The organism is Streptomyces sp. NPDC043738, from assembly GCF_056436545.1.
The window spans coordinates 195,733-216,722 of sequence record NZ_JBWKCJ010000006.1; the positions used below are offsets into that span (position 1 = coordinate 195,733).

Genomic DNA, 20,990 nt, shown 5'->3' on the forward strand with positions numbered 1-20,990 from the left:
CCTGCGGGGTACGCTCGGACCGGCTCAGCCGATGTTGTCGACCGCCGCCTTCGCGCGCGCCAGCGTCTGGTGCGCGGTCCCGTCGTTCTTCTCCAAGGTCGTCTTCAGCAGCTGGATGATGCTCCGCACCTCCTGCGAAGCGCGGTTCCAGCGCAGTTCCTTGCCGTGGTACTCCTCGGCGACACCGTCCGCCGCGAAGTCCGCCATCGCCGCCTTGACCTGCGCATCACGCGCCGCGATCACCTGCTCCAGACGGCCGATCACCGCCTGGATGTTGCCCTGCGCCTCCGCCGATGCGCCCGAGTCGTACGAACGACGGTCCATGCCAGCAGCCATCACAATCACGCCCCCAAGAAAGATCTGTGTACTTCCGCAGCTATCGGGCTGTCAGCGGCCTGAGAAGCGAGCCGCGTCGAAGTTCGCCGCTGCCATCTGCGAGCGGGCGTTGTCGGCCTGCTCCTGTACGCCCGAGCCGAACGCCGACTCCATCCCCGACTGACCGCCCACAATCGCGGACAGTGCGCTGTTCAGCGACGCCGTGATCTCGTCCGCGTTCGACTTGAACGAGTCGAACGCCGCCTTGCCGGCGCCGTTGAACTTGCCCTCCAGCGGCTGCGCTGCCTGTACGAGCTGGTGGATCAACGTCCCCAGCTCCGTGCTCGATCCCTGCGACTTCGACCTCAGGGTCGAGAGCGTCTGCGCTCCCATGTCGAACTTCATCGGGCTCCCCCTGCCGCACTTGACGATCGTATGTACGGTCATGCCTATCAACCGGGACATGACCGGTGCAATTCACAATCCCGATGCTATGACGAGGGTGTGACAATGGCTCAAAGGTGACAGGAGCCACACCCGCCACTTGCGGCGAGCGCCGGGCGTGGAGATGCATCCATTCACGGTGCCGGTCCGAGCGACCAGGCGCTCTCACGCGCCTTTCAGATGCCGCATCAGGCGTTCGAAGTCCTGCCAGCCCGACAGGTCCGAGGGGTCGCCGGGCAGTGGGTAGTACAGCGCGGGGCGGGTCTTGGGGCCGAGGGGGACGGGCGGCTGGGACAGCGGGGTGTTGCGGGCGTGGTCGTCGGGCATCTGGTGGACTTCCTCTGCGCCGAGGACGAAGGCGAAGGGGACGCCGGGGCCTTCGAAGCGGGGTGGCACGGCCAGGTCGCGGCGGGCTTTGCGGATCTGTACGAGCATCGAGGTGAGGCGGTGGCGGGTCGCGAGCACTTCCGCAGCCCTGGGCAGGGCCTCCAGCGGCGGTTCCTCGTCGGGCCCGTAGCCGAACGCCAGCGTGACGTACTCCTCCACGCCTGCCTTCGTGCGCTTGACGCGGAGGGTGGCGAGGCCGGGCCGCTCCGGGCTGCCGACCACCACGAACCAGGTCGGCGCCGGTGCCCGCTCGTAGGCGATATCGGTCAGCTGACGTGGTGACCAGGGCAGGGTGGCGGGTTCCGCGGTTCCCCATCCGGCTGGGGGCTCGCCGGTGAGTTCGCGCCATATCGCTTCGAGCGCGCCGCCGAGCACCAGGCGTTCGTCTGCGGGGTGGGTGGTGCGGAAGGTGATGGCCAGCTGACGCTCACCTGTGGCCGTGACTTCCTGGTAGGAGGCGGCCAGTGCGGTGCCGGGGGCGTCGGCGGTGGCGTCGGGCGACGGTACGGGGGCGAACATGCCGTCCTGCCAGGACAGTACGGCTCCGCTCAGCCCGTCGTAGTAGCCGTCGCGTTCGTCCCGAAGGACCCAGCGGGAGGGCCAGTGGCTGAGGCTGTCGCGTACGGCCGGGGAGAGTGTGGTTCCGGGCGGGGTGACGACCTGCAGACCCAGCTCGGCGTTGGCGGCTGTCTGGTAGGCGTGCGAGAGCCAGGCCGTCATGGCGACCACGGGGCGGTCCTGGATGACGACGGCGACGTTGTCGGTCAGGACGTCGACGGTGGCCTGCCCGGCGGCGGGGTCGGTGGGGGTGGGTGCGACGTTTACGCCTTCGGTCTTGACCACGGCCAGGTTGCGGGCGGCTTCAGGGGGCCAGGCGGAGCCGTCGGCCAAGGTGGCCAGACGGGCGGCGAAGGTGCCCGCGAGGCGTTCGGCGTGTTCGACGCCGGTGGTGGCGCGGGCTTCCGTCCACCAATATGGGACGGGTGGTGGGGTGGCGCCGAGGAGCCGTTCGGCTTCGCCGGCGACCTGGACGAGTAGCGGGGCTTCGACTGAGACGAGGGGGCGGCCTTCCTCGTCACACAGGCGTATGACGGCGCCTTCGCCGGTCGTGTCGACGAGATTGTCGGGGCCTCCGGAGAGCAGGCCCGCGAGCATGGTGGCTGGGTTGGGCATGCGCTGGGTGAGGGCGATGACGTCCTTGGTCATGTTCTCGTCCGGTCCTAATTCTTCGTCTGGTGCGGCATGGATGCCGTGGCTCTCGTGTGCGTGCGCGGGAAGGACTCTCCCTAGTACGTCACTGGGCGGTGTACACGGTCTGGATCAGGCGGTTGGACTGTCCCCTGCGGATGAGGACGCCGCGGCCCGGCGGCTGCTGGGAGGCGTAGACGCCGGGGAACAGCTGGCCCTCGCCGCGATCCCCCGCCATGAGCAATGCCGAGGATCCGGACTCGCGCAGGCCCTGGACCAGGGGTTCGTAGATGCCGCGTGAGGCGCCTGCGACGCGTCGCGTGAGGACGAAGTGCAGGCCGATGTCGACCGCGGAGGGGATGTAGGGCAGGAAGGGGGCGAGGGGTTCTTGGCCGGCGGTGGTGAGGACGTCGTAGTCGTCGACGAGGACCACGATCCGTGGGCCGCCGCCCCAGCTGCCGGGCTCCAGGTCCTCCAGGCGCGCGCCGTCGTCGGGCAGCCGCTGCTCCAGCACGGTGGCGATGCCGGTGGCGAGGCCCGCGCAGAGCTTGGCGTTGTAGGCGTAGCCGCCGTTGAACTCTTCGGGGATGGCGCCGCGGAGGCTGCGCCGTGGGTCCATGACGGCGAAGACCAGCTCGTCCTCGCCGTAGCGGTCGATGAGGCCGCCGGCGATGGTTTTGAGGAGGTTGGTTTTGCCGCATTCGCTGTCGCCCAGGATCAGCAGGTGCTGGTCGTGCTGGAACAGGTCGAGCAGTACGGGTTCGAGGGCTGTCTGGTCCAGGCCGATTGGCACGCGCTGGGGTTCGGCGACCGGGCCGGGAAGGAGCTGGGGCTCCAGGAGGTGCGGCAGGACCCGTACCGGCTGGGCGACGTCGCCGCTCCAGGTGGCGCGGATGGTCCGGGCCGTGCGTTCCAGGACCGTGCCCAGGTCTGCGGTGTCGGCCAGGCCGTCTGTGCGGGGGAGCGCGACCTGCGCGAAGAGTTTGCGGTCGGTCAGGACGCGGCCGGGCTCGTCGGGGGAGAGGGTCTTGGCGAGGTTGTGGTCGATGCTGGATTCGCCGGGGTCGTTGAGCCGCAGCTCGATGCGGGTGCCGAAGTTGGACTGGACGGCGATGCGTACGTCATTCCAGCGCAGCATGCCCGCAACCACATGGATGCCGTAGCCACCGCCGCGTTTGAGGATGTCGGCGACAGCATCGTCCAGCTCCTCGAAGTCGTCGCGCAGCGCGCCGAAGCCGTCGATGACCAGGACGATCTCGGCAGATGCCAGCTGCGGTAGGTGGCCTGCGGCATGCAGGTCGCGTAGCTGTGCGAGGGAGTCGATGCCGTGCTCGCGGAAGAGGTCCTCCCGGGCCGCGAGCATGGCGCGTATCTCGTCGACGGTGCGGGCTGCGCGTTCGCGGTCGGCGCGGCCCGCGATGCCGCCGACGTGCGGCAGACCCGATAGCGCTTGGAGGCCGCCGCCGACTAGGTCGAGGCCGTAGATGCCGACCTCCTGGGGGGTGTGGGTCAGGGCTAGGGAGAGGACGAGGGTGCGCAGGAGCGTGGTCTTGCCGGACTGCGGGCCGCCGATGACGGCGGCGTGCCCGCCCGCCACCGTGAGGTTCAGGTACCACTGGCCCTGCCACTGCCGGGTCGGGTCATCGAGCAGGCCCAGCGGTATCTCCAGCGGGCCGCGGCGCTTGGCCAGCTGCATGCCGCGTGTGCTGACGTCCAGGGGGCCGGCGACGGTGTCCAGGGCGATCGCGTCGGGCAGCGGGGGCAGCCAGATGCGGCGCACCGGGGCGGCGGCGTTGGTGAGCTGATTGACCATGACGCCCAGCTCGGTCGGGCCCATCTCGCGGCGCCGCACCGTCGGCTCCTGCGCGTCCGCATCCTCCGCGGGGGAGAGGGTGTTGAAGGCGTCGTAGGGGAGGGCGAGGGGCCCGGTGTCCTCGTCGTCCGGACGCTGCACGGGGCCGCGGTAGGCGCCGGAGACGTAGCTTGCCTTGAAACGGGCGTAGTGGCTGGTGTCGACCTTGAGGTAACCGAACCCGGGCAGGGGCGGGAGGTGGAAGGCGTCAGTGGTATCCAGGACCGTACGGGACTCGTCGGCAGAGAAGGTCCGCAGGCCCAGCCGGTAGGACAGGTAGGTGTCCAGGCCCTTGAGATTGCCGCCCTCGATGCGCTGGCTGGACAGCAGCAGGTGCACGCCGATGGAGCGGCCGATGCGGCCGATGGACAGGAACAGGTCGATGAAGTCCGGTTTGGCGGTGAGGAGTTCGCCGAATTCGTCGATGACGACGAACAGATGCGGCAGCGGCTCCAGGTCGGGGCGTCGGCTGGCGCGCAGTGCGGCGTAGTCACCGATGTCGGCGACGTTGCCGGCGTCCTTGAGGACCTGCTGGCGGCGCTTGACCTCGCCGGCGAGCGAGGCATGGACACGCTCCACCAGGCCCGCCTGGTTCTCCAGGTTGGTGATGACACCGGCGACGTGCGGCAGGTCGGCGAACGGCGCGAAGGTCGCACCGCCCTTGTAGTCGACCAGGACCAGGGCCAGGTCCTCCGGCGGGTGGGTGGCCACCAGGGCCAGGACGAGGGTGCGCAGCAGCTCCGACTTGCCCGAGCCGGTGGCACCGACGCACAACCCGTGCGGTCCCATCCCCAGCTCCGAGGACTCCTTCAGGTCCAACAGCACCGGCTCGTGGGAGTCGTTGATGCCGATGGGCACGCGCAGGAAGGCACGCTCGCCGCGCGGCGCCCACAGGTGCGAAAGGTCCGCGTGCGCCACGTCGTCGACGCCAAGCAGCTCGGCGAAGTCGACGGGCCCGGTCAGCGGGGCGTCGGTGAGCGACTCGGCGGACAGGCGCAGCGGCGCCAGCATCCGGGCCAGACCCTCGGCGAATGCGATACCGACCTCGTCCACGGTGCCGTGGGCGCCGACCGGCTCCTGCGCGCGCAGGTCCTCGATGACTATCTGGTCGCCGTCGACTGTGATCCGGACGGCGACATGTCCCGGCTCCTGCACCCGCTGCTCCAGCAGGTGCAGGACGGTGACGCCCATCTCCCGGAGGCCGACCGCCTCATCCGGACGCGGCAGGTCGACGGCGTCGTCGCCGTGTCCGTCGGCGATCACGAGTAGCCGCGACGTCATGGACAGGGCGTCGTTGCCGGACAGGCCGCGGCGCACCTCGGCGGCATAGGAAGCGCGGCGGCGCAGTTCGGGGCCGACCTGTCGCGCGAGCTGCGGGATGGAGGGGGCGATACGGCGCGCGGCGACGGGACCGTCGAACTGCTCGCCATCGAGCAAATGCGGCAGCCACTTCGCCCACTCCCAGTCGACGAGCCGGTCCCTGGGCACCGCCAGCGCCATCGCCGCATCGTCAGGCGCGTGCAGGGCTGCGGCTTGGACGAGCAGGGCACGGGCGACGCGCAGGCAGTCCTCCCGGGGGCCGATGACACTGACATTGCCGACGCGGTCGAGCGGCACGGTCAGGGGAAGTTCGATGCCGGTGCGGAAGCGGGCTCTGAGCGCTGATGCCTCATTGAGCATGAAACGGTCCGGCGGGGTGAGGACCGACGAGCCCTGCTGCGCGATCTGCAAATCGCGCACCGGCATCTCACCGGTGCCCACGCGCACGCGCAGGAAGTCACCATCGATACGGCGGCGCTCCCACAGGCGCGCCGGGTCGCGCACGATGTCGTACAGGGCGGCGGGCTGTGGGTTGAGAACCTCCGCGCGCTCACGCCGCTCACGCTCCTCGGCAGCCAGCTCCTCGCGCAGGTCCTCCAGGTAGGCGAGATACGCCTCGCGCTGGGTGCGGCGGGTGCGTTGGGCCTTGCCGCGCTGCGAGAAGACCAGGGCGACGGAGCCGATGATGGTGACGACGAGGATGATCGCACCGAGCCCGGCGAACTGGCTGTTGCGCACGACCGTCATCATCACAACCGACGACATGACCCCGGCAACCGGTAGCAGCGACATCGCGATGTTGCCAGCCTTGCCCTCGGGGAGGTTGGGCGGCGCCTCGATGATGCGCGCCTCGGAGGCGGCCGGGGGCCTGGTGGTCCTGGCCGGGCGGTGGATCAGTCGGGTACTCATCGGCGTCCGTCATTCACGGTTCGTCGTCCGTTGTTCACGGTCGGGCTCGGCATCCGGTCAGTAGCGTGTCTGGGAGAGTTGGAAGGCGTCCGCGGCGATCCGCGCGGCGGCCTCCCTGGTCGGGGCGGCGAGGAACTCGGTACGGACCGGCCCGCCGGCCGCCAAGTGCCTGTCGTACGGCAGGACCTGGACGCTCACTCCGGTGGACTGGAGTTTCTGGGCGGCCTCGTTCAGGTCGAGTCCCGAGTGGGGCACCAATTCGGTGAGCACGACCACCGTGCCGGCGAGCACATGCCGGGGCAGCCCCTGCATCCACTGCAGCACCGAATACGTACTGTTGACGCCCTCCGGCGTGGCAGGTGTGGTCAGAACGCGGCCGTGGGCGGCGGCGAGCGCGACCCGGGCGACCTCGGCGGGCAGCGTCTCGCAGTCGATCACCATCAGACCGAAGTAGCGGCGCAGCGCGACCACGGCTCGCTCGTACGCCTTGCTGTCCAGCTTTACGCCGATCTGTCCCTGGCTCGCGGGCAGCAGCCAGGCGTTGTTGGGGAGCTGGACGAGGTAGCCGGTGACGTCGAGCAGCGACATGTCTGGCTTGACGAGGTCCGTGATATCGCTGGTGGTCCAGCGCCCCGCGTGGGCGCCGAGCCGCAGCGGCAGCGAGCCGAGTGCCGGATCGGCCTCCAGGAAGAGGACCGGGTCCTGCCGGTAGTGCGCGTACGTGGTGCCGAGCAGCGTAGCGACGGTGGACTTGCCGGATCCGCCTCGGATGGAGGTGACGGCGATCTGCCGCCCGGTCGTCACGGACTGCTGGAGCACCGCGGCGGTGCGGGTGACCTCGGCGACCTCGCGCGCCGCTGACGAGGAAAGCGTGCGTCGCAGGGCGCGTGCGGCACGCGCGGCGAAGGACTCGCCGTGCTGCGGCTTGAGCCGCACCGCGCCAGCCAGGCCCTCGTCCACCACGGGCCGAGAGCGGGGGGCGCTGTGAGGTGGTTGGGGCCTCGGGGCGTTCGTGGGGGCGGGACCCTGTTGCTGCTGCGCGTGAGCGCTGACTTGCTGCGGCCAGCCGCCCTGATGGCTCGCCTGCTGCTCCTGCCCTGGGTACGGGTAGCTGGCCTGCCGGGACGCACCACCCCCATGGGCGGTGTCCGGCGCCTGGGCATTCTGTGCAGGCAGGCCCGGACCCGATGCGGAGGCACGATATGCCTGCTGCTCGAAGGGGCCCTGTGCACCCTGCTGTGCGCCGCTTCTCAGGTCGCGCAGCACATCACCCTGCCAGCTGTCTCCATTCGGCATGCCTGCCCCTCACCCCCAAACCTGTCTGCTGCCCCGCCCGGACCGCCTGCACCTCGACTCAGAACTGGTTGAGCAGCTGCCCATACACACCGAACACACCGAAGGCGAGCGGAAAGAGCCCCACCATGCCGACGGACTCGACCAGATCGGCCATGCGCCGCAAGCGCACCTGCAAGTGCTCAGGCACTCGCACCGCCAAGGCGACCAACGGCAGCACCGCAGCCACACACAGAACGGCAAGCGGCCCACCGCCACCCGCGTGCTCCATCCACAACATCACGAGACGCACGAGGAGGCACGACGCGGCAAGGAAGAGCATGACGACCTCGGCGGCCAGCGGGAAAGCCCGCGCCCTCGACACGAGGACCACCACGACGAGCGATGCCAGCATCACTGTCCATACGGTCGGCACCTCGGCCAGGGTGAGCAGCCAGCCGGCGGAGACTGCCGAAACCGCGGTGACCGTCGTCGACAGGGCAAGACCGCGATGCGTCGCTGCAAGCGCGGTACCCACCTGGTGACGGCTGACAGAGACGCCGCCCGAGCGGCGGTCGTCGAGCGCGGTGAGCCCCGATGCCATCAGAGCCAGCCGCGGCAGCACACCGAGCAGCACGAGAGAGAAGACAGCCATCACGGCGCCGAGCCGTGCCGGGTCACCCTGGAGGGCAGCGACTGCCTCCCACACGATGCTGATCGAGGCGGTGGTCACGGCGCCAACGAGCCCGCCCTTGCCGAGCGGCGAGAAGTAACCAAGGAACACAAACGTCACGACCAACGCGCCCGCGACGGCAGCGAACCGCGCGGTCCCCGGCCAGACGTACGCATCGGCGGCCGTCCACGCAGTGAGAACGCCAAGCCCACCGGAGGCGACCAGAAGCGCGGTCGCCAAACCCCGATTTCCCCGTCCCACCTTGGCGACGAGCGCACCAGCCGCCAGCAGCACGACCGTGACAGCCGAGAAAGCACCGGTCAGGGCATCGAGTGCGAACTCACGTCGGGCGAGCAGCGCAGCGATCACCGCGAAGGTGACAGTCGCCACGCCCGCGCTCGCCCGCCGCGCGGCGGGGCGCCAGCGCCAAGCCCGCAGATCGAGGTCGTCAGCCACCTGGTCAGTGACGTCGTGGACTACGGGGGCGGGCGGCGCGGAGTGCATCGTGACGAGCCGGAGCACGGCACCATCGGCTATCCCGGCCGACGCAAGCGTGCTCTCATGCGGCAGGACGGAGCCGTCGGACGTAACCAACTGCCGCGTCATCGGCTGCGATGCCGGCCGGTCATCCAGCAGCTGCAGGACTTCCGGGATCAGTTGCCCTACCGGCGTATCGGAGAGCAGAACGACATCAGCCCGGCGTCGCTCACCGACCAACGTCACTCGGCTCAGCTGCCCCCGGGAAGTCATTGCTCTGCTCACCACTTACGGGAACCTATCATCGCGGCGTTGACGAACTCTCGGGCCAAACCGGACATGCCTGTGCTGCTGACTTCCACTGACTTCCACCCCGGCCCCGCTTCAGGGAACCCTTCGCGCATTTCCCAAGAATGCTGCGACTCTGTCCGAATCTGATCCCTGGACTTCTACGATTTCGCCGACCTCGTCGGCTGCTCGTAGTTCTGCACCTGACGCTGCTGTTTCTCCTGCTCGGCCTTCTGCTGTGCCAGCGTGTGCTGCAGAAAGGACCACCCCACGCACCCAGCGCACAGAACGGCCGTGATGGCGATCCCCGCGAAAACCTTCCCGAGTCGCTCATCCGCCGTACGCCGCCCTCGCTGGGCGCCGAACAGCAGGGCATCCCGCATCCTGCGTCGGCGTACTGCTACCGACTCCAGTAGCTGGCTGTCGTAATCCCGTGCCATTTCGTCGTCCGTCGCCTCAGTCGTCCGTCATCTCAAGTCATTGTCGGTGACTCCTCGGTCGTCGGCGGACACGTGTGCCCGGCCGTCAGCCCGAGCGCCTCCTGCACGACGACACTCTTCCGCGTCAGCCGCCGCGCGGTCGGCTCGACCGGCACCATAGTGTTCCGGCCCTGGGAGGGCGAGAGAACGCCGCGCGCTTCTGGTTCCCCGTCGGAGCGCTTGTTCAGGGCACGCATAACGCCCATCGGATGCTGTGTGCGCCCGCCCCGGGCGGGCGGCACCCGCAGTGGTTTGTCGATAAGTGGCCATTTTAGGTGGCCCCGCTTTCAGGCGGTCTTCGGCAGTCTCGATGCGGCTCGCTCTCGTACAGCTGGGTCGGTGCTCAGCGTGGCATCGGCGAGTAGGTGAATGTGCCAGTAGAGGTGGAGCAGTCCTTCGGCGGCGGGGTCGGACTCTTCGGCGATGGCGATGGCGATGGCGAGGACGGGGGTGGGGTCGTCGAGGCCGAGGCGTACGGCTAAACGACCTAGGTCGGAGTGCCTGTCTCCGTAGATGGCTAATTCCCAGTCGATCAGGAGCCGGCGGCCTGCCGATTCGTCAAGCAGGTGTCCCGGCTGCAGATCGTGGTGCAGTAGCACTGGCCGGACGTTCATGTCGGCGAGCTCGATCTTCTGGTGAAGTTGCCGCGCTACAGGGCTGAGATCTGGTGCGACCGCCGCGTACCGTCGCAGACGGTCGTGGAGGTAGTCGGACCATCTGCGGTGTCGTCGGGCGCCTGCCAGGCGACCGACGTGTGTGCCGGCTATGCGGTGCACGGCGGCCAGCGGCTCGGCGAGTTCGTCCAGGAAGCGGTCGGCAGGTATTGGCCGTGCGATGACCAGGGACTGCGCGGTCCACGAGGGTGTGGCCTCCGCCTCCGCCTCGGCAGCGAGTAGCTGGGGTCCGGCTACTCCGTGCTTGGCGAGTAGGCGGAGTGCGGCGGCTTCGTTGGCGGCGCGGGCGGGGTCGTCGTAGTGCTTGAGGATGTACGGGGTGGGTGCGTCCACCGACCAGACGCGGTTGGCCTGGCCGGTGGTGAGTTCGCGGGCGCCGGGTGGTACGCGGCCGTCTATGCCGTGGACGGCGGCGTCAGGCGACATCGCCGAGGTAGGCATCGGGAGCCGTGGGGGTGTTTGAGAGGTCCGCGACGGGCTGCCGGATCGTGCGCGGCAGCAGGTTAAGGTCCGGGACTTTGTGCAGCGGCACCCATTCCAGGCCGGTCTGTACGTCGTCTTGGGCATGGCCGCCGAGTTGGTGAGGGTCGCTGGTGGGGGTGCACAGGAAGATCGCTTCGATGCGGTGGGTCTTGGCCTCCTGCACAGGACGGTCGTGGTTGACGCCGATGTATTCGCGCAGCCACAGCAGCCGGTCGACGGTGACGGTCAGGCCGGTTTCCTCGTCGACTTCGCGGCGGACGGCGTCGCTGAGGTTTTCACCGGGGTGTTGGCCGCCTCCGGGGAGGAAGTAACACTCCTGATCGCTCCATGTGGCCCGCATGAGGAGGACGTGGTCGTCGCGGAGGACGACAGCCTTGGCGGAAGTGCGGATTTCGGGGGTGACGGGGTCGCTCACGGTGCTGGTCCAACTTCCTGTTTCAGCTTGGGTGATGGCGTCTCAGCGTTCAGTCTTGCCGAAGGTGGTGGGGCGTCGTGTGATGCGGCGGAGAATCATCCGCCAGGGGCCGGCGAGGCGGATGAACGGCTGGACGGGGCTGGCAGCGATCAGCGCGGTGCGGCGGCCGGGGACGAGCTGTGGTGCCGCCGCGATGTGGCTGTTGGTGGGGAGTACTGCGGCGTGGAGTAGTGGGCCCAGCCGGAGCAGGCGGGTAGTGAGGACGGGGCCATGGGTCAGGACGCCTACGAGGGCGACGACCAGCCACAGCGGCCCGGCCCACCAGGAGCAGACGATCGCGGCGGTGATCAGTGGGGCACCGGCCAGCCAGGCGATCTCGTCAGCCCATTCCCGGAGTATCAGGAGTCTTCTGCTGGTGCGGGAGAGGGGGCTGGGTAGGTGGGCGACGGCTCTCGCGTGGCGGTCGGGGTGGGCTGATGTGCGGAAGGCGAGGGCGTGGAGGTTGGCCAGGCCGCGGGGCTCTGTGTAGGGCTCGTCGAGGACGGCTACGGGGGATGGTGCGATGTGGGCGCCGAGGAGGGAGAGGCGATGGCCTGTGCCGAGGTCTTCCATCGGTTCGGGAAATCCGCCGAGGGCCCGCATGGCGGGGAGGTGAACGGTCATGCCGCAGCCGACGCCGTAGATCATCGGCCGTAGCAGGGCGGTGATAGTGGGCGGGAGTTGGGCGGAGGAGAGCCAGTGGTTCAAGCGGATCCGGGCGAGCTCGATGCCGAGTGAGCGGCGGAGCTGGTAGAGCCATTCCTCTGCCAGGAGCAGGCCGGTAGGTCCGGGCGGGAAGGGGCGGCGAGCCAGGAGCGGGAGCCGCTGTTGCTGGATCAGCGCAGGCGGTCGGCCTGTGCGGGCCTGGTGGCAGGTGGCGGTCTTGGCGAAGGCGTAGAGGGTGCGGACGTCTGGGATCGCGTCGGCGTCGTATACGCAGAGGTAGGTGTTGTCCGCGTCGGTCTCGTCCTGCCAGCCGAGAGGGCCGAGGATCTCGTCGAGGTGTTCGGTGGCGTGATTGAGCTGACCGGGCTTGCGACCGCCGCGATCCGGCTGGTGCAGGTGCACCAGACGCAGGCTGGCGGCCGCCTGCTGTTCGACGAGGGCGGTCACGGTCTGACGGGTAGTGGGTTCAGCGTCGTACAGCGCGGTAAGGATGGCGAGGCGTTCGTCGACGGGGGCGGTGTTGATCTCGTGGGCGACATCTTGGCAGCGGGCGCGGGGGAACAGTCCGTGCAGCTGTGCCTCGGTGAGGTGGCTGGTGGCAGCCAGGGCGGGCAGGCGAGCGCGGGCGCGGCGGCGGGCGTTCTCTTCTCGTTCGGTGGTGATGACGACGACAGCCGTACGACCTGGCGGGTAGTCGAGGGATGTGAAGGCACTGATCGTCTCGGCAGCGACGGTCTGTTCGCGCAGCATGGGCAGCAGGACGACCAACCACGGCGCCTCCTGCCCCGCAGTGGCGTGGTCTCGGTGGGAGTTGGCCAGTAGCCAGCGCGCGGATAGTTCGGTCGCGACAAGTGCCCACAGCGCGCGGGCCAGCAGCAGGGTGAGCAGGGCTGGAACGGTGAGGTGGAGCCAGAGCCCGGCGGCGGTCATTGTTCGGCCTCCAGCAGGTCGTAGACGGTTCGGATCTGGTCGGCGATGCGTGGCCAGGAGAAGAGTTCGGCGCGTTCGCGGGCTGCGGCACGTCGTAAGGCGTGGTCTGCGGTGCCGAATTCTGTGAGGAGTTTGTCGACTGCCTCGGTGGCGACTGGTCCGTCGCCGGGTGGGGTGAGGATGGCGGCCGGACCGGCTCCGGCGTAGTGGGGGATGCCGCCGATGTCGGTGGCGACAACGGGGGTGCCGCAGGCCAGGGCTTCCAGGAGGGCGTTGTTGGCGGTGGCGTCCGTCAGCGGCAGCAGGACGGCTGTGGCTCGGCGGTAGAGCTGGGTGAGGGTGAGCTCAGAAATGCCTTCCAGTACGCGGGCGGCCGGGTGCCAGGTGCGCTGATTGGCCTGGCGGGTGACGACGAGAAGTTCGACAGCGTTTCCGTACCGGCGGTGGAGCTGGTCGTGGACGGTGTCCAGCACCTGCCAGTCGCGTAGCCACCAGCCCACGGTCAGGATCAGCGGGCGGGAGGCGGGCTCCGGCAGGCCGGCGGGGGTGAAGGCGTCGGTGTCGATGCCGTGGGGGACGAGGTGGACGCGGTCTGCGGGCTGGTAGTTGCAGAAGAATTCCTGCTGGTCGGGGGCGAGGGTGATGATCTGGTTCGCGCGTGGGGCGAGCTTCTGCCAGCCCGCAGCCGTCATGAAACGGGCCAGGTGCGTGGGTGGCTGGTGGTAGGTGACGGCGGTCGGGCCTGACCGGTGGCGGGAGAGCCAGAACTGCTCGTCCCCGTAGAGCACATGGGCGGGACCTCGGCGGGCGAGGACACGCCAGTCCGTGGCGAAGTGTTCCGCCGGGTAAAAGGGCAGTGGGCACCGGCGGCGTACGAGATGGTGGGCTGCTGCGGCGATCTTCTGGCAGGTGCTGCTCTGCGGCTCGGTGATGCGGTGGGCTTCGGGGAGGTAGTCGAGAAGGCGGTCGTAACCTCCGTGCTGGCTGTGCCACGGCACGCGGACGGCTGAAGCGATCACGGTGTGTGGCACGGCGCCCCCTGAATCGCGGCATCGGGCAACAGGCTGTGGCCACGGAGGCATGGTGCGACGGCTCGGGGGTGGACGAGACGCAGTATCGGCAAGCCGTGGGCCCTGGCAGGGACGAGATGGTGCTGCCAGCGCTGGCGGTGCCTGCGGTGATGGGCCGGGCCCCAGATGAGGATCGAGTCGCGGGCGAGCAGATGCCGGAACGTCTCCCGGTTTCCGGCGAACAGTTCCTGGCGATGGGCGGCGCGCTGGAACGAGCGCCTGAGGAGCCTGGGCAGGCAGGTGCGCAGGGGGAGGTCGAGCCAGATCGCCAGCTCGGCACGAGCCAGCAGCATCTCGCCCACGGGGCCGCTGTAATTGCCGTCGGCGATCCAGGTGTCGGCGGCGAGCGCGTCCCTCACCCTGCTCTGGAAGTTCTCTGTCCGGACCGGAGTCCAGTTTGCTGCCCAGAACAGTTCGTCGAGGTCCAGATGGGGCAGTCCGGTGTGGGCCGCGATCTCGGCAGCCAGGGTGGTCTTACCGGAGGCCACGGGGCCGACCAGGGCGATGCGGTTCGGCGTCACGGGAGCCTCCTGGCGATGGTGTCGGCGAGGCGTTCCATCAGGTGGGGGATGTGGACGCCGGCGGCGACCCTGAAGACAGGGACTTTGGCCACCAGGTCGTCGAGGGCTTGATCTGCTTGAGCGCACAGGCTCTCCACCGGCCGGGTCCGGTAGGCGAACCATGGGTGGAGCCAGTCCTCGTCATCAGGCGTGCAGCACACCGAGGCCAGCTCTGCCCGTGCGGCTTCGGCATCGAGGTACTGGACGCTCAGGTCGGTGTCGTCGTCGCTGAGGCGTGGCAGGATCGCGACTCGCAGGGGGACGGTCTCACGAACCTTGGCAGCGAAAGCGGAGGCAAAGTCCTCCGGGGTACAGCTGGCCTTCTGCGCGGTACCGAACTGCCGGGGGAGCGTCCGGTGAGGTGGCAGGGCTTCGCGCGGCGTCAGGGCGGACAGGGTGCCGCCCGCGATCCGGACGGACAGCGGGACCCCGACAACGTCGGCCGCGTGCTCGGTGAGCGGTGCACGGTCGGAGGCCACCAGGTCCGCACGGCGGTGGCAGGCAAGGGCAGCGAGCACGGTGGTCTTGCCCACCGCGGTGGGGCCGGCGATGAGAACTCCTTGCCCGTCGACAGCGGCCGCCGCGGCGTGAAAGGCAGTCCAGCCCCTGTGCTCACCGCAGCGCAGGACGGCTTCCCGGATGACGCGGAGCAGGTAGCGCTCTCCGCGGTGGGCTTCGGGGTGCAGGACGATGTGCACGCGACCAGTGGCGTCGAGCGCGTAGAGATGGTCCTGGGGCAGGTGCGATCGGGGGTCGGGACGCCACCAGTCCACGTCACCCACGTGAGACCACAGATACGGTTCGCCGCGGAAGGGTTCGACGCCCACGCTCCATACCGTCTGAAGGCGGGTGGCGCGGTCCACGAACAGCTCACGATTGTGCCGGACCCGGATCTCGCTGAACTGGCCGCAGGGCTGGGCCGGATCGCGTTCGGCAGCGAAGCTGTGCAGATGGGCGGACTGTTCGACAGCGAAATCCTCATCCACCTCGATTTCGAAGTGGTGGCCGGCAAAGGCAACGGGCGCAAGTGTCCTGGCACGGGTCATGAGCGGCTCACCGCCGCTACCGTTTCCTGGCCCGTGAGGAGTTCCTCGGCTGTCCCGGTAGCCAGACGCCGGGCAATATCGATGCCCATCTTGACCGCGTGGTCCATGTTGCCGATCTCGTACCGCCAGGTCCCGAACCGGCCACGGGGGTAGATCCCTCGCGCTTCGAGCCAGGGCACCATCAGCGCCAGGGCGTCGTCGCGGTCGAGCGTGGGGATGGGGTACGCGTACGGGATCGTCTCCACATGGGCGCTGGCCAGTTCAGCCAGTCCGGGGACCAGGCAGTGTCGCCGGAGAGCCGCGCCACAGGCGTTCACCAGGTCACGCTGGTTGACCCGGGTGCCGGGCATTACAGAGGTTTCCGTCATCCAGGAGCTGTAAGCGGTGGTGTCGCCGCCGGGGACGTTGGCTGGGGCGTACTTGCTGAAGTTGGTGGCGCGGTAGAACGGCACGTCGTCTTGCGGGAAGTAGAACCACGAACGCTCGTCCAGAGTGGGGGCGCGGTAGCCGAGGCCGACCATGGCAACGGTGGTGTGCTGTAGTCGGCGGGCCGCCTGACGGACGTCGGATGGTGTAGTGGTGATCATTGCCGTGAGACGGTCCAGCGGTAGGGTCGACATGAGCTGGTCGTATGGCACCACCTTGCCGTTTTCCAGCCGCACGAGGCGGGCGTCAGGGCTGATGGAGACGGCGCGGGCGCACGTGCGGATGCGGTTGCTGAGGCGGGCGCCCAGGCGGCGCCAGATTTCCCCGGTGCCACCATGGGCGGGGAAGGCGAAGGTGGCATTCGGTCCCCAGCGGGGCGTGGGCGCCTTGATGCCGTAGAAAGCCCCCAGGATCTCGTCGAGGTCGACTGGGGCCACGCGCTCGGCGACCCAGCTTGCGCTCATCTTCTCCGGGGAGATCGCCCAGACCTTGGTGTTGTACGGGGCGAAGAACCGCTCAACGAGGCCGCTGCCGTACTGGGCCTGCAGCCAGGTCGCGAAGTCCGCACCGCCCGGCAGGCTCTGTTCACGGTGCTGGCAGGCATGGGTCAGTGTTCGCAGGCACTCCTCGGCGTCGGTGTGCGGCAGACAGTGGAGATGCTGCTGGAAGGGGTAGGGGACCCAGCGGTCGCGGAATCGGATGTATGAGGACCGGTCGTGGTGCAGCAGTTCGTGTGGGGCGAAGAGTTCCTCCAGCAGCCGGTCGAATTCGCCGAAATGGGAGAAGACCACATGGCCGCCGAGGTCCCAGGTGAAGCCCGCCTGGTCCACCACTGACGACGCCAGTCCTCCGACGGTGGGGCTGCCTCCAGCACGGTCCAGTTGCGGTGGCCGAGTCGGTCGAGTTCGTCCGCGCAGGCCAGTCCGCAGGGGCCGGCTCCGAGGATGACGATGCGGTCTGGCTGTAATGGCTGTCGGGTTTGGGGCATGAATTTCTCTTTCTGCGAGGGAAGTTCGTGATCTGCCTGTGCTGCGAGACGTCCGGCTGTGAAGGTGCCGCGGATCGGCGAAGCCACTCAGAGGGGCGGGCCGGTCGGGACCGGAGGCGCTGGGACGCGCGAGCCTCTGCTGGCGATCTTGAAGGTGAGCCAGACCGTCTTGCCGATCCGGTGGTCGGCCACTCCCCACGCATCGGAGAGCTCCTCAACCAGGAGAAGGCCACGGCCGCGCGGATCGTCGGGACTCGGGTTCCGTCGATGGGGTCGGCCTGCGCCTCGGTCGTGGACTTCCAGCCGGATTCCGGCAGCATTGATGCTCAGCCGCGCCTGAAACCCCGAGCTGGGTGGCACCGCATGCACGAGTGCGTTGGTGGCGACTTCCGACAGACACAGGCACACGTCATCCAGCCGGTTGCGCACTCCCCACGAGGAGAGGGCCTCGAAGGCGAACTTCCGTGCCTCACCTACGGATGAGCCGTGGTGAGGGAAGCTCCGCTCCCGGCACAGGTGCACATCGGTTCCGCTCACGCCGACCTCCGTGCTGTGTGCCTCCGTACGGGAATCGATCTCCTGCTGCGTCTGTTTGTCTCCTGCTGCTGGCACGGTGGATCACCACCTCATCGCTCATCTCCAGGACGGGCACCGAGCCTGGCGGCGAAGCAGCACGCATCACCACGACGCGGGTGCCGACGTCTGATGTGCGCTTGAGGAGGCGGGCGACATGGGTACCGTCACGATGCCGCCGTCTCCACCGTCATCTCCTTGTGCAGGGCACCTTTCGCACCCGGATGACGGCCTTGCGGGACTAGGGTCGAACCGACGAGCCGACCGGAACCCATCGGGGGGATTGATGGCTCAAAGTCCCACATTGCTGAGGGCGTTGGTGACCAGACGCCACTGGCAGGTGTTCGAGACCTTCAAGCTCCACTTCGAGCGAACGGCTAACGAACTCGCCGAACAGGAGAAGGACCCGGCGCTGGTCGGCTTGACGGTCTCCAAGAGGCAGTTCGAGCGGTGGTATGGCGGCGAGGTGAAGACACGCCCTTACCCGGCCCTGTGTCGGGTGCTGGAGGCGATGTTCCGATACCCCGTCGACGTTCTGCTCAGCCCGGCCGACGACAGTGGCGCGGCTCCCGATGCCAGCCCCCGGCTCCGGCTCGTCATGCCGACGCAGCCAACGTCGTCCTCGCTGGAACTGACCGGCGAGGAACGAGGCTTCGACGGCGTCGAGTTCACCAGCAGCCCCGGTTCACGCGACAGCGCCGGCCGGGACACGTTAGAGAGGCAGGTCGCCATGGCGGCTCGTCGTGCATTCCGCTTCAGTGCGATGGCAGAAGGCAGCAGCATGGGTCCCGAGACTCTCGATGAGCTCCAGCAGGAGGTGCGACGACTCTCCGTCGCCTATCCGCGACTGCCGTTGGCTACCCTCCTCGGCGACCTTGTCGAGGTACAGGACCTCTCCTTCCACTTCCTCGAACACGGTCGCGTCCGCCCCGCCCAGGCCCGCGAGCTGTACCTGCTCTCCGCCGTCACCTCCGGCATGCTGGCCAAGGCCAGCCATGACCTCGGCGACCCACGCTCGGCGATGATGCAGGCCCGTACCGCGTACGTATGCGCGGACAACGCAGACCACCACGCCATGCGCGCCTGGGTCCGCGGCCTGCAATCCCTGATCGCCTACTGGGACGGCCGGCACCAGGAAGCGTCCAAGTACGCCGCCCTCGGCACCTCCCAGGCGCAAGGCGTCACCGGCACCAGCGCCGTATGGCTGTCCTGCCTGCACGCCCGCGCCGGCGCCGCATTGGGCGACGTGGCGACCGTACGGGAGTCCCTCACGCAGGCCGAACGGGCACGCGACGCGGCGACCGCCGACGACCTCGACGAATTCGGCGGCATCATGACGTTCCCCGTACCCCGCCAGCTCTACTACGCCGCCGACGCCACCGCCTGGCTCTCCGATGCTCCAGAGGCCGAGCAGCAGGCCGAAGCAGCCGTCGCCGCCTATCGTCAAGCAGACCCCGAGGACTGGGCATTCGGCGACCAGGCCGGCGCACAGACCGACCTCGCTCTCGCCCGCGTCCACGCCGGAACCCTTGACGGCGTGGACGAAGCCCTCCGGCCCGTCTTCGACCTGCCCACCGAACAGCGCATCAACGGCATCGTCGCCTCGGTGCGGCAGGTCCACACCGCGCTGCGCGATCCCCGCTGGCTCACCACACCCGAAGCCCGCACGGCCCGTGAGGAGATCGAGGCGTTCACGGCGGCCCCCGTCGCCGCCCTGCCCAGGTAGCACCGCCTGCGGGTAGGGTCCGGGCCATGCACCCGGTCGACATCGCCGGTCTCCGGCTCAAGCTGCGCGAACTCACCCGCGACGACATGGACGCCGTCCACGCCATCTACGGCGACGCCGAGGCCACCCGCCATCTGAGCTTCGAGCCCCGCACCCGTGAGCAGGTCGAAGAGATCGTCTCCCGCTCCATGGCCTCGGCCGACGAGCAACCCCGCACCGAATACGCCCTTGCCGTGGTGCGTCCGGAGGAGGGTGACCTGGTGGGATTCACCCGTCTGGCACTCGATCCGCATGCCCAGAAAGCCGCCACCATCGGCTTCGCCCTGCGCCCCGACACCTGGGGCGTGGGCCTCGGCACCGAAACCGTCCATTTGATGTGCGCCCTCGCCTTCAACCACCTTGATCTGCACCGCATCTGGGCCGCACGTGCCCCTTTGAACGCCGCCTCCGCGAAGACGCTCCTGCGGGCGGGGATGACCGAGGAAGGCCGCATCCGCGAGCATGTCTTTGTACGGGGAGCGTGGAGGGACTCGGTCACCTACTCCATCCTCGATCATGAATGGCGGGCGGCGGGAGCCTTCGCGGCGGCTGGGAGTCGCGGGTAGCAGTTGCGTGAGAGGAAGACACCGCTCTCGTGAGGGACCGTCGGCGGATTGATCACCAATCCCGGCGAAGCCCCGGTGGCCTCCCTCCCCGTTGCGGCTGCCACTGCGCAGCCCTGTGTGGGATGGCTCCCCAGGTCAGAGTGTGAAAGACATACGCCAGGGGGTACAGGATGAGGGAAGCTGTCAGGCCACGGGGGCTGCTCGGGAAGCGAGCGGCTTCAGTCAAGCCCTTTTTCGCCTATCGCGATCTGACCTGCGACAACGCAGTCGAAAAGGGGGTGGTGTGGCACCTGCCCGTACGCGGTGCAAGGACGTCGGCTCGCTCCCTTATTTCGTCGGCGACGCCAGGTCGAGAGTCCGCTGCGCATTCTCGATCAGACGGTCGTAGGTCACGACGCTCACGCGGGACAGATACGAGTTGTAGGTTCGGACGGTCTCGTCGACCTCCCTCGAGGTAGCTCCGTTCGTGACGAGTCCGCTGTGTCCTATCACCACGGTCATCGAGGCCCGTCGACAGTCGATGCCCAGATCGGCCAGGATCTGAGGGCGCTTCTCATCCAGTTCTCGCAGGTAGTTCATCGCCTGCCCCACTGCTGCGTGGACCTCGGGACCGACGATCAGATGGCTACGGTGTCCCGTCACGAGCTTCTTGATGCCGGCTTGCTTGAGTTCGACACCGTGCAGGGTGCCATCCGGCCGGAGCAGCGCCAGGTCCAGCTGATCCCGCACGGTGAGGTTGCGGCGAGCAGTTCCGGGAAGAAACTCGCCACCAAAGATCCAGGTCATGCGCTGGACGAGCTTCTGCAGGGTTCCCTCGCAGCTTGCGGGATCTTCAACCGCCGCCCGCAGTTCGTCCAGGTGCGCCTGCCGTCGGGCTCGTTGGACCACGGCGGCGAGAAGTTGGGCTTCGTCAACCTCGCCGAGCGACGCGGCGATACCCGGGGTGCGCTCCAGCAGGGCGAGCAAGCCTCGGATCATGGTGGCGGGCGGCACGTCGCTGGAGGGGTTCAAGCTGAGATTGACCCGGGGTGCGTCCCGGAAGGGATCCGTGCTGCCGACAGAAACCTGCACCCCGTTCAACTGGCGCACTCGGAAGATCGGCGTTCGCACGTCACCTTCTAGCTCGGGGAAGTACGGGCTCCTATACGTGCCCGTAACCACCCAGCGCGCTACGGGTTGATCCGG

18 protein-coding genes are annotated in these 20,990 nt (G+C 68.6%); 2 read left to right on the top strand and 16 right to left on the bottom strand.

What is annotated here, in order from left to right; genetic code table 11:
• Window positions 1–24 precede the first annotated feature (24 nt).
• From AC0680_RS11390 to AC0680_RS11460, 15 genes are all read right to left on the bottom strand, one after another.
• Window positions 25–336: a pore-forming ESAT-6 family protein gene (locus AC0680_RS11390; RefSeq protein ID WP_478626981.1), complete on the bottom strand. Its 312-nt coding sequence runs from the start codon at window positions 334–336 to the stop codon at window positions 25–27.
• Window positions 337–387: 51 nt separating this feature from the next.
• On the bottom strand, window positions 388–720 hold the full coding sequence (locus AC0680_RS11395) for a hypothetical protein (RefSeq protein ID WP_478627125.1): 333 nt from the start codon (window positions 718–720) through the stop codon (window positions 388–390).
• A gap of 204 nt (window positions 721–924) precedes the next feature.
• The gene (locus AC0680_RS11400) at window positions 925–2,352 is read right to left on the bottom strand and encodes a DUF6177 family protein (RefSeq protein ID WP_478626983.1); all 1,428 of its coding nucleotides are present in this window, start codon (window positions 2,350–2,352) and stop codon (window positions 925–927) included.
• A gap of 88 nt (window positions 2,353–2,440) precedes the next feature.
• A complete protein-coding gene (gene eccCa, locus AC0680_RS11405; RefSeq protein ID WP_478626984.1) occupies window positions 2,441–6,415 on the bottom strand; it encodes a type VII secretion protein EccCa in 3,975 nt (1,324 codons plus the stop codon).
• A 57-nt stretch (window positions 6,416–6,472) separates the two neighbouring features.
• Window positions 6,473–7,378, bottom strand: a complete 906-nt coding sequence (locus AC0680_RS11410) for a MinD/ParA family ATP-binding protein (RefSeq protein ID WP_478626986.1) — start codon at window positions 7,376–7,378, stop codon at window positions 6,473–6,475.
• A 391-nt stretch (window positions 7,379–7,769) separates the two neighbouring features.
• Window positions 7,770–9,110, bottom strand: a complete 1,341-nt coding sequence (gene eccD, locus AC0680_RS11415) for a type VII secretion integral membrane protein EccD (protein ID WP_478627127.1) — start codon at window positions 9,108–9,110, stop codon at window positions 7,770–7,772.
• Between the two features lie 176 nt (window positions 9,111–9,286).
• Entirely contained in the window at window positions 9,287–9,565 is a 279-nt protein-coding gene (locus AC0680_RS11420; protein ID WP_478626988.1) for a hypothetical protein, read from the bottom strand.
• Window positions 9,566–9,891: 326 nt separating this feature from the next.
• The gene (locus AC0680_RS11425; RefSeq protein WP_478626990.1) at window positions 9,892–10,704 is read right to left on the bottom strand and encodes a phosphotransferase; all 813 of its coding nucleotides are present in this window, start codon (window positions 10,702–10,704) and stop codon (window positions 9,892–9,894) included.
• Entirely contained in the window at window positions 10,694–11,176 is a 483-nt protein-coding gene (locus AC0680_RS11430; RefSeq protein ID WP_478626992.1) for an NUDIX domain-containing protein, read from the bottom strand. Before AC0680_RS11430 ends, AC0680_RS11425 begins: the two co-directional genes overlap by 11 nt.
• Before the next feature lie 42 nt (window positions 11,177–11,218).
• A complete protein-coding gene (locus tag AC0680_RS11435; RefSeq protein WP_478626994.1) occupies window positions 11,219–12,811 on the bottom strand; it encodes a hypothetical protein in 1,593 nt (530 codons plus the stop codon).
• Complete coding sequence (locus AC0680_RS11440) at window positions 12,808–13,842, bottom strand: glycosyltransferase family 4 protein (protein WP_478626997.1); 1,035 nt, start codon at window positions 13,840–13,842, stop codon at window positions 12,808–12,810. Before AC0680_RS11440 ends, AC0680_RS11435 begins: the two co-directional genes overlap by 4 nt.
• Window positions 13,827–14,402 carry a P-loop NTPase family protein gene (locus AC0680_RS11445; protein WP_478626998.1) on the bottom strand — a complete coding sequence of 192 codons (576 nt, stop codon included), beginning with the start codon at window positions 14,400–14,402 and terminating at the stop codon, window positions 13,827–13,829. The genes AC0680_RS11440 and AC0680_RS11445 overlap by 16 nt, the downstream gene beginning before the upstream one ends.
• Complete coding sequence (locus AC0680_RS11450; RefSeq protein ID WP_478626999.1) at window positions 14,399–15,487, bottom strand: hypothetical protein; 1,089 nt, start codon at window positions 15,485–15,487, stop codon at window positions 14,399–14,401. The genes AC0680_RS11445 and AC0680_RS11450 overlap by 4 nt, the downstream gene beginning before the upstream one ends.
• Window positions 15,484–16,746, bottom strand: coding sequence for a protoporphyrinogen/coproporphyrinogen oxidase (locus AC0680_RS11455; protein ID WP_478627002.1), 1,263 nt, complete (start codon window positions 16,744–16,746; stop codon window positions 15,484–15,486). The genes AC0680_RS11450 and AC0680_RS11455 overlap by 4 nt, the downstream gene beginning before the upstream one ends.
• A 242-nt stretch (window positions 16,747–16,988) precedes the next feature.
• A complete protein-coding gene (locus AC0680_RS11460) occupies window positions 16,989–17,438 on the bottom strand; it encodes an ATP-binding protein (RefSeq protein WP_478627004.1) in 450 nt (149 codons plus the stop codon).
• A gap of 355 nt (window positions 17,439–17,793) precedes the next feature.
• Between AC0680_RS11460 and AC0680_RS11465 the strand changes: the two genes are divergently transcribed.
• Together AC0680_RS11465 and AC0680_RS11470 are read left to right on the top strand one after the other, a co-directional pair.
• The gene (locus AC0680_RS11465; RefSeq protein WP_478627006.1) at window positions 17,794–19,200 is read left to right on the top strand and encodes a hypothetical protein; all 1,407 of its coding nucleotides are present in this window, start codon (window positions 17,794–17,796) and stop codon (window positions 19,198–19,200) included.
• Window positions 19,201–19,226: 26 nt separating this feature from the next.
• Window positions 19,227–19,805, top strand: coding sequence for a GNAT family N-acetyltransferase (locus tag AC0680_RS11470; RefSeq protein ID WP_478627008.1), 579 nt, complete (start codon window positions 19,227–19,229; stop codon window positions 19,803–19,805).
• A 327-nt stretch (window positions 19,806–20,132) separates the two neighbouring features.
• Here the strand turns inward: AC0680_RS11470 and AC0680_RS11475 are convergent, their stop codons facing one another.
• Entirely contained in the window at window positions 20,133–20,915 is a 783-nt protein-coding gene (locus tag AC0680_RS11475) for a Shedu anti-phage system protein SduA domain-containing protein (RefSeq protein WP_478627010.1), read from the bottom strand.
• Between the last annotated feature and the right edge of the window lie 75 nt (window positions 20,916–20,990).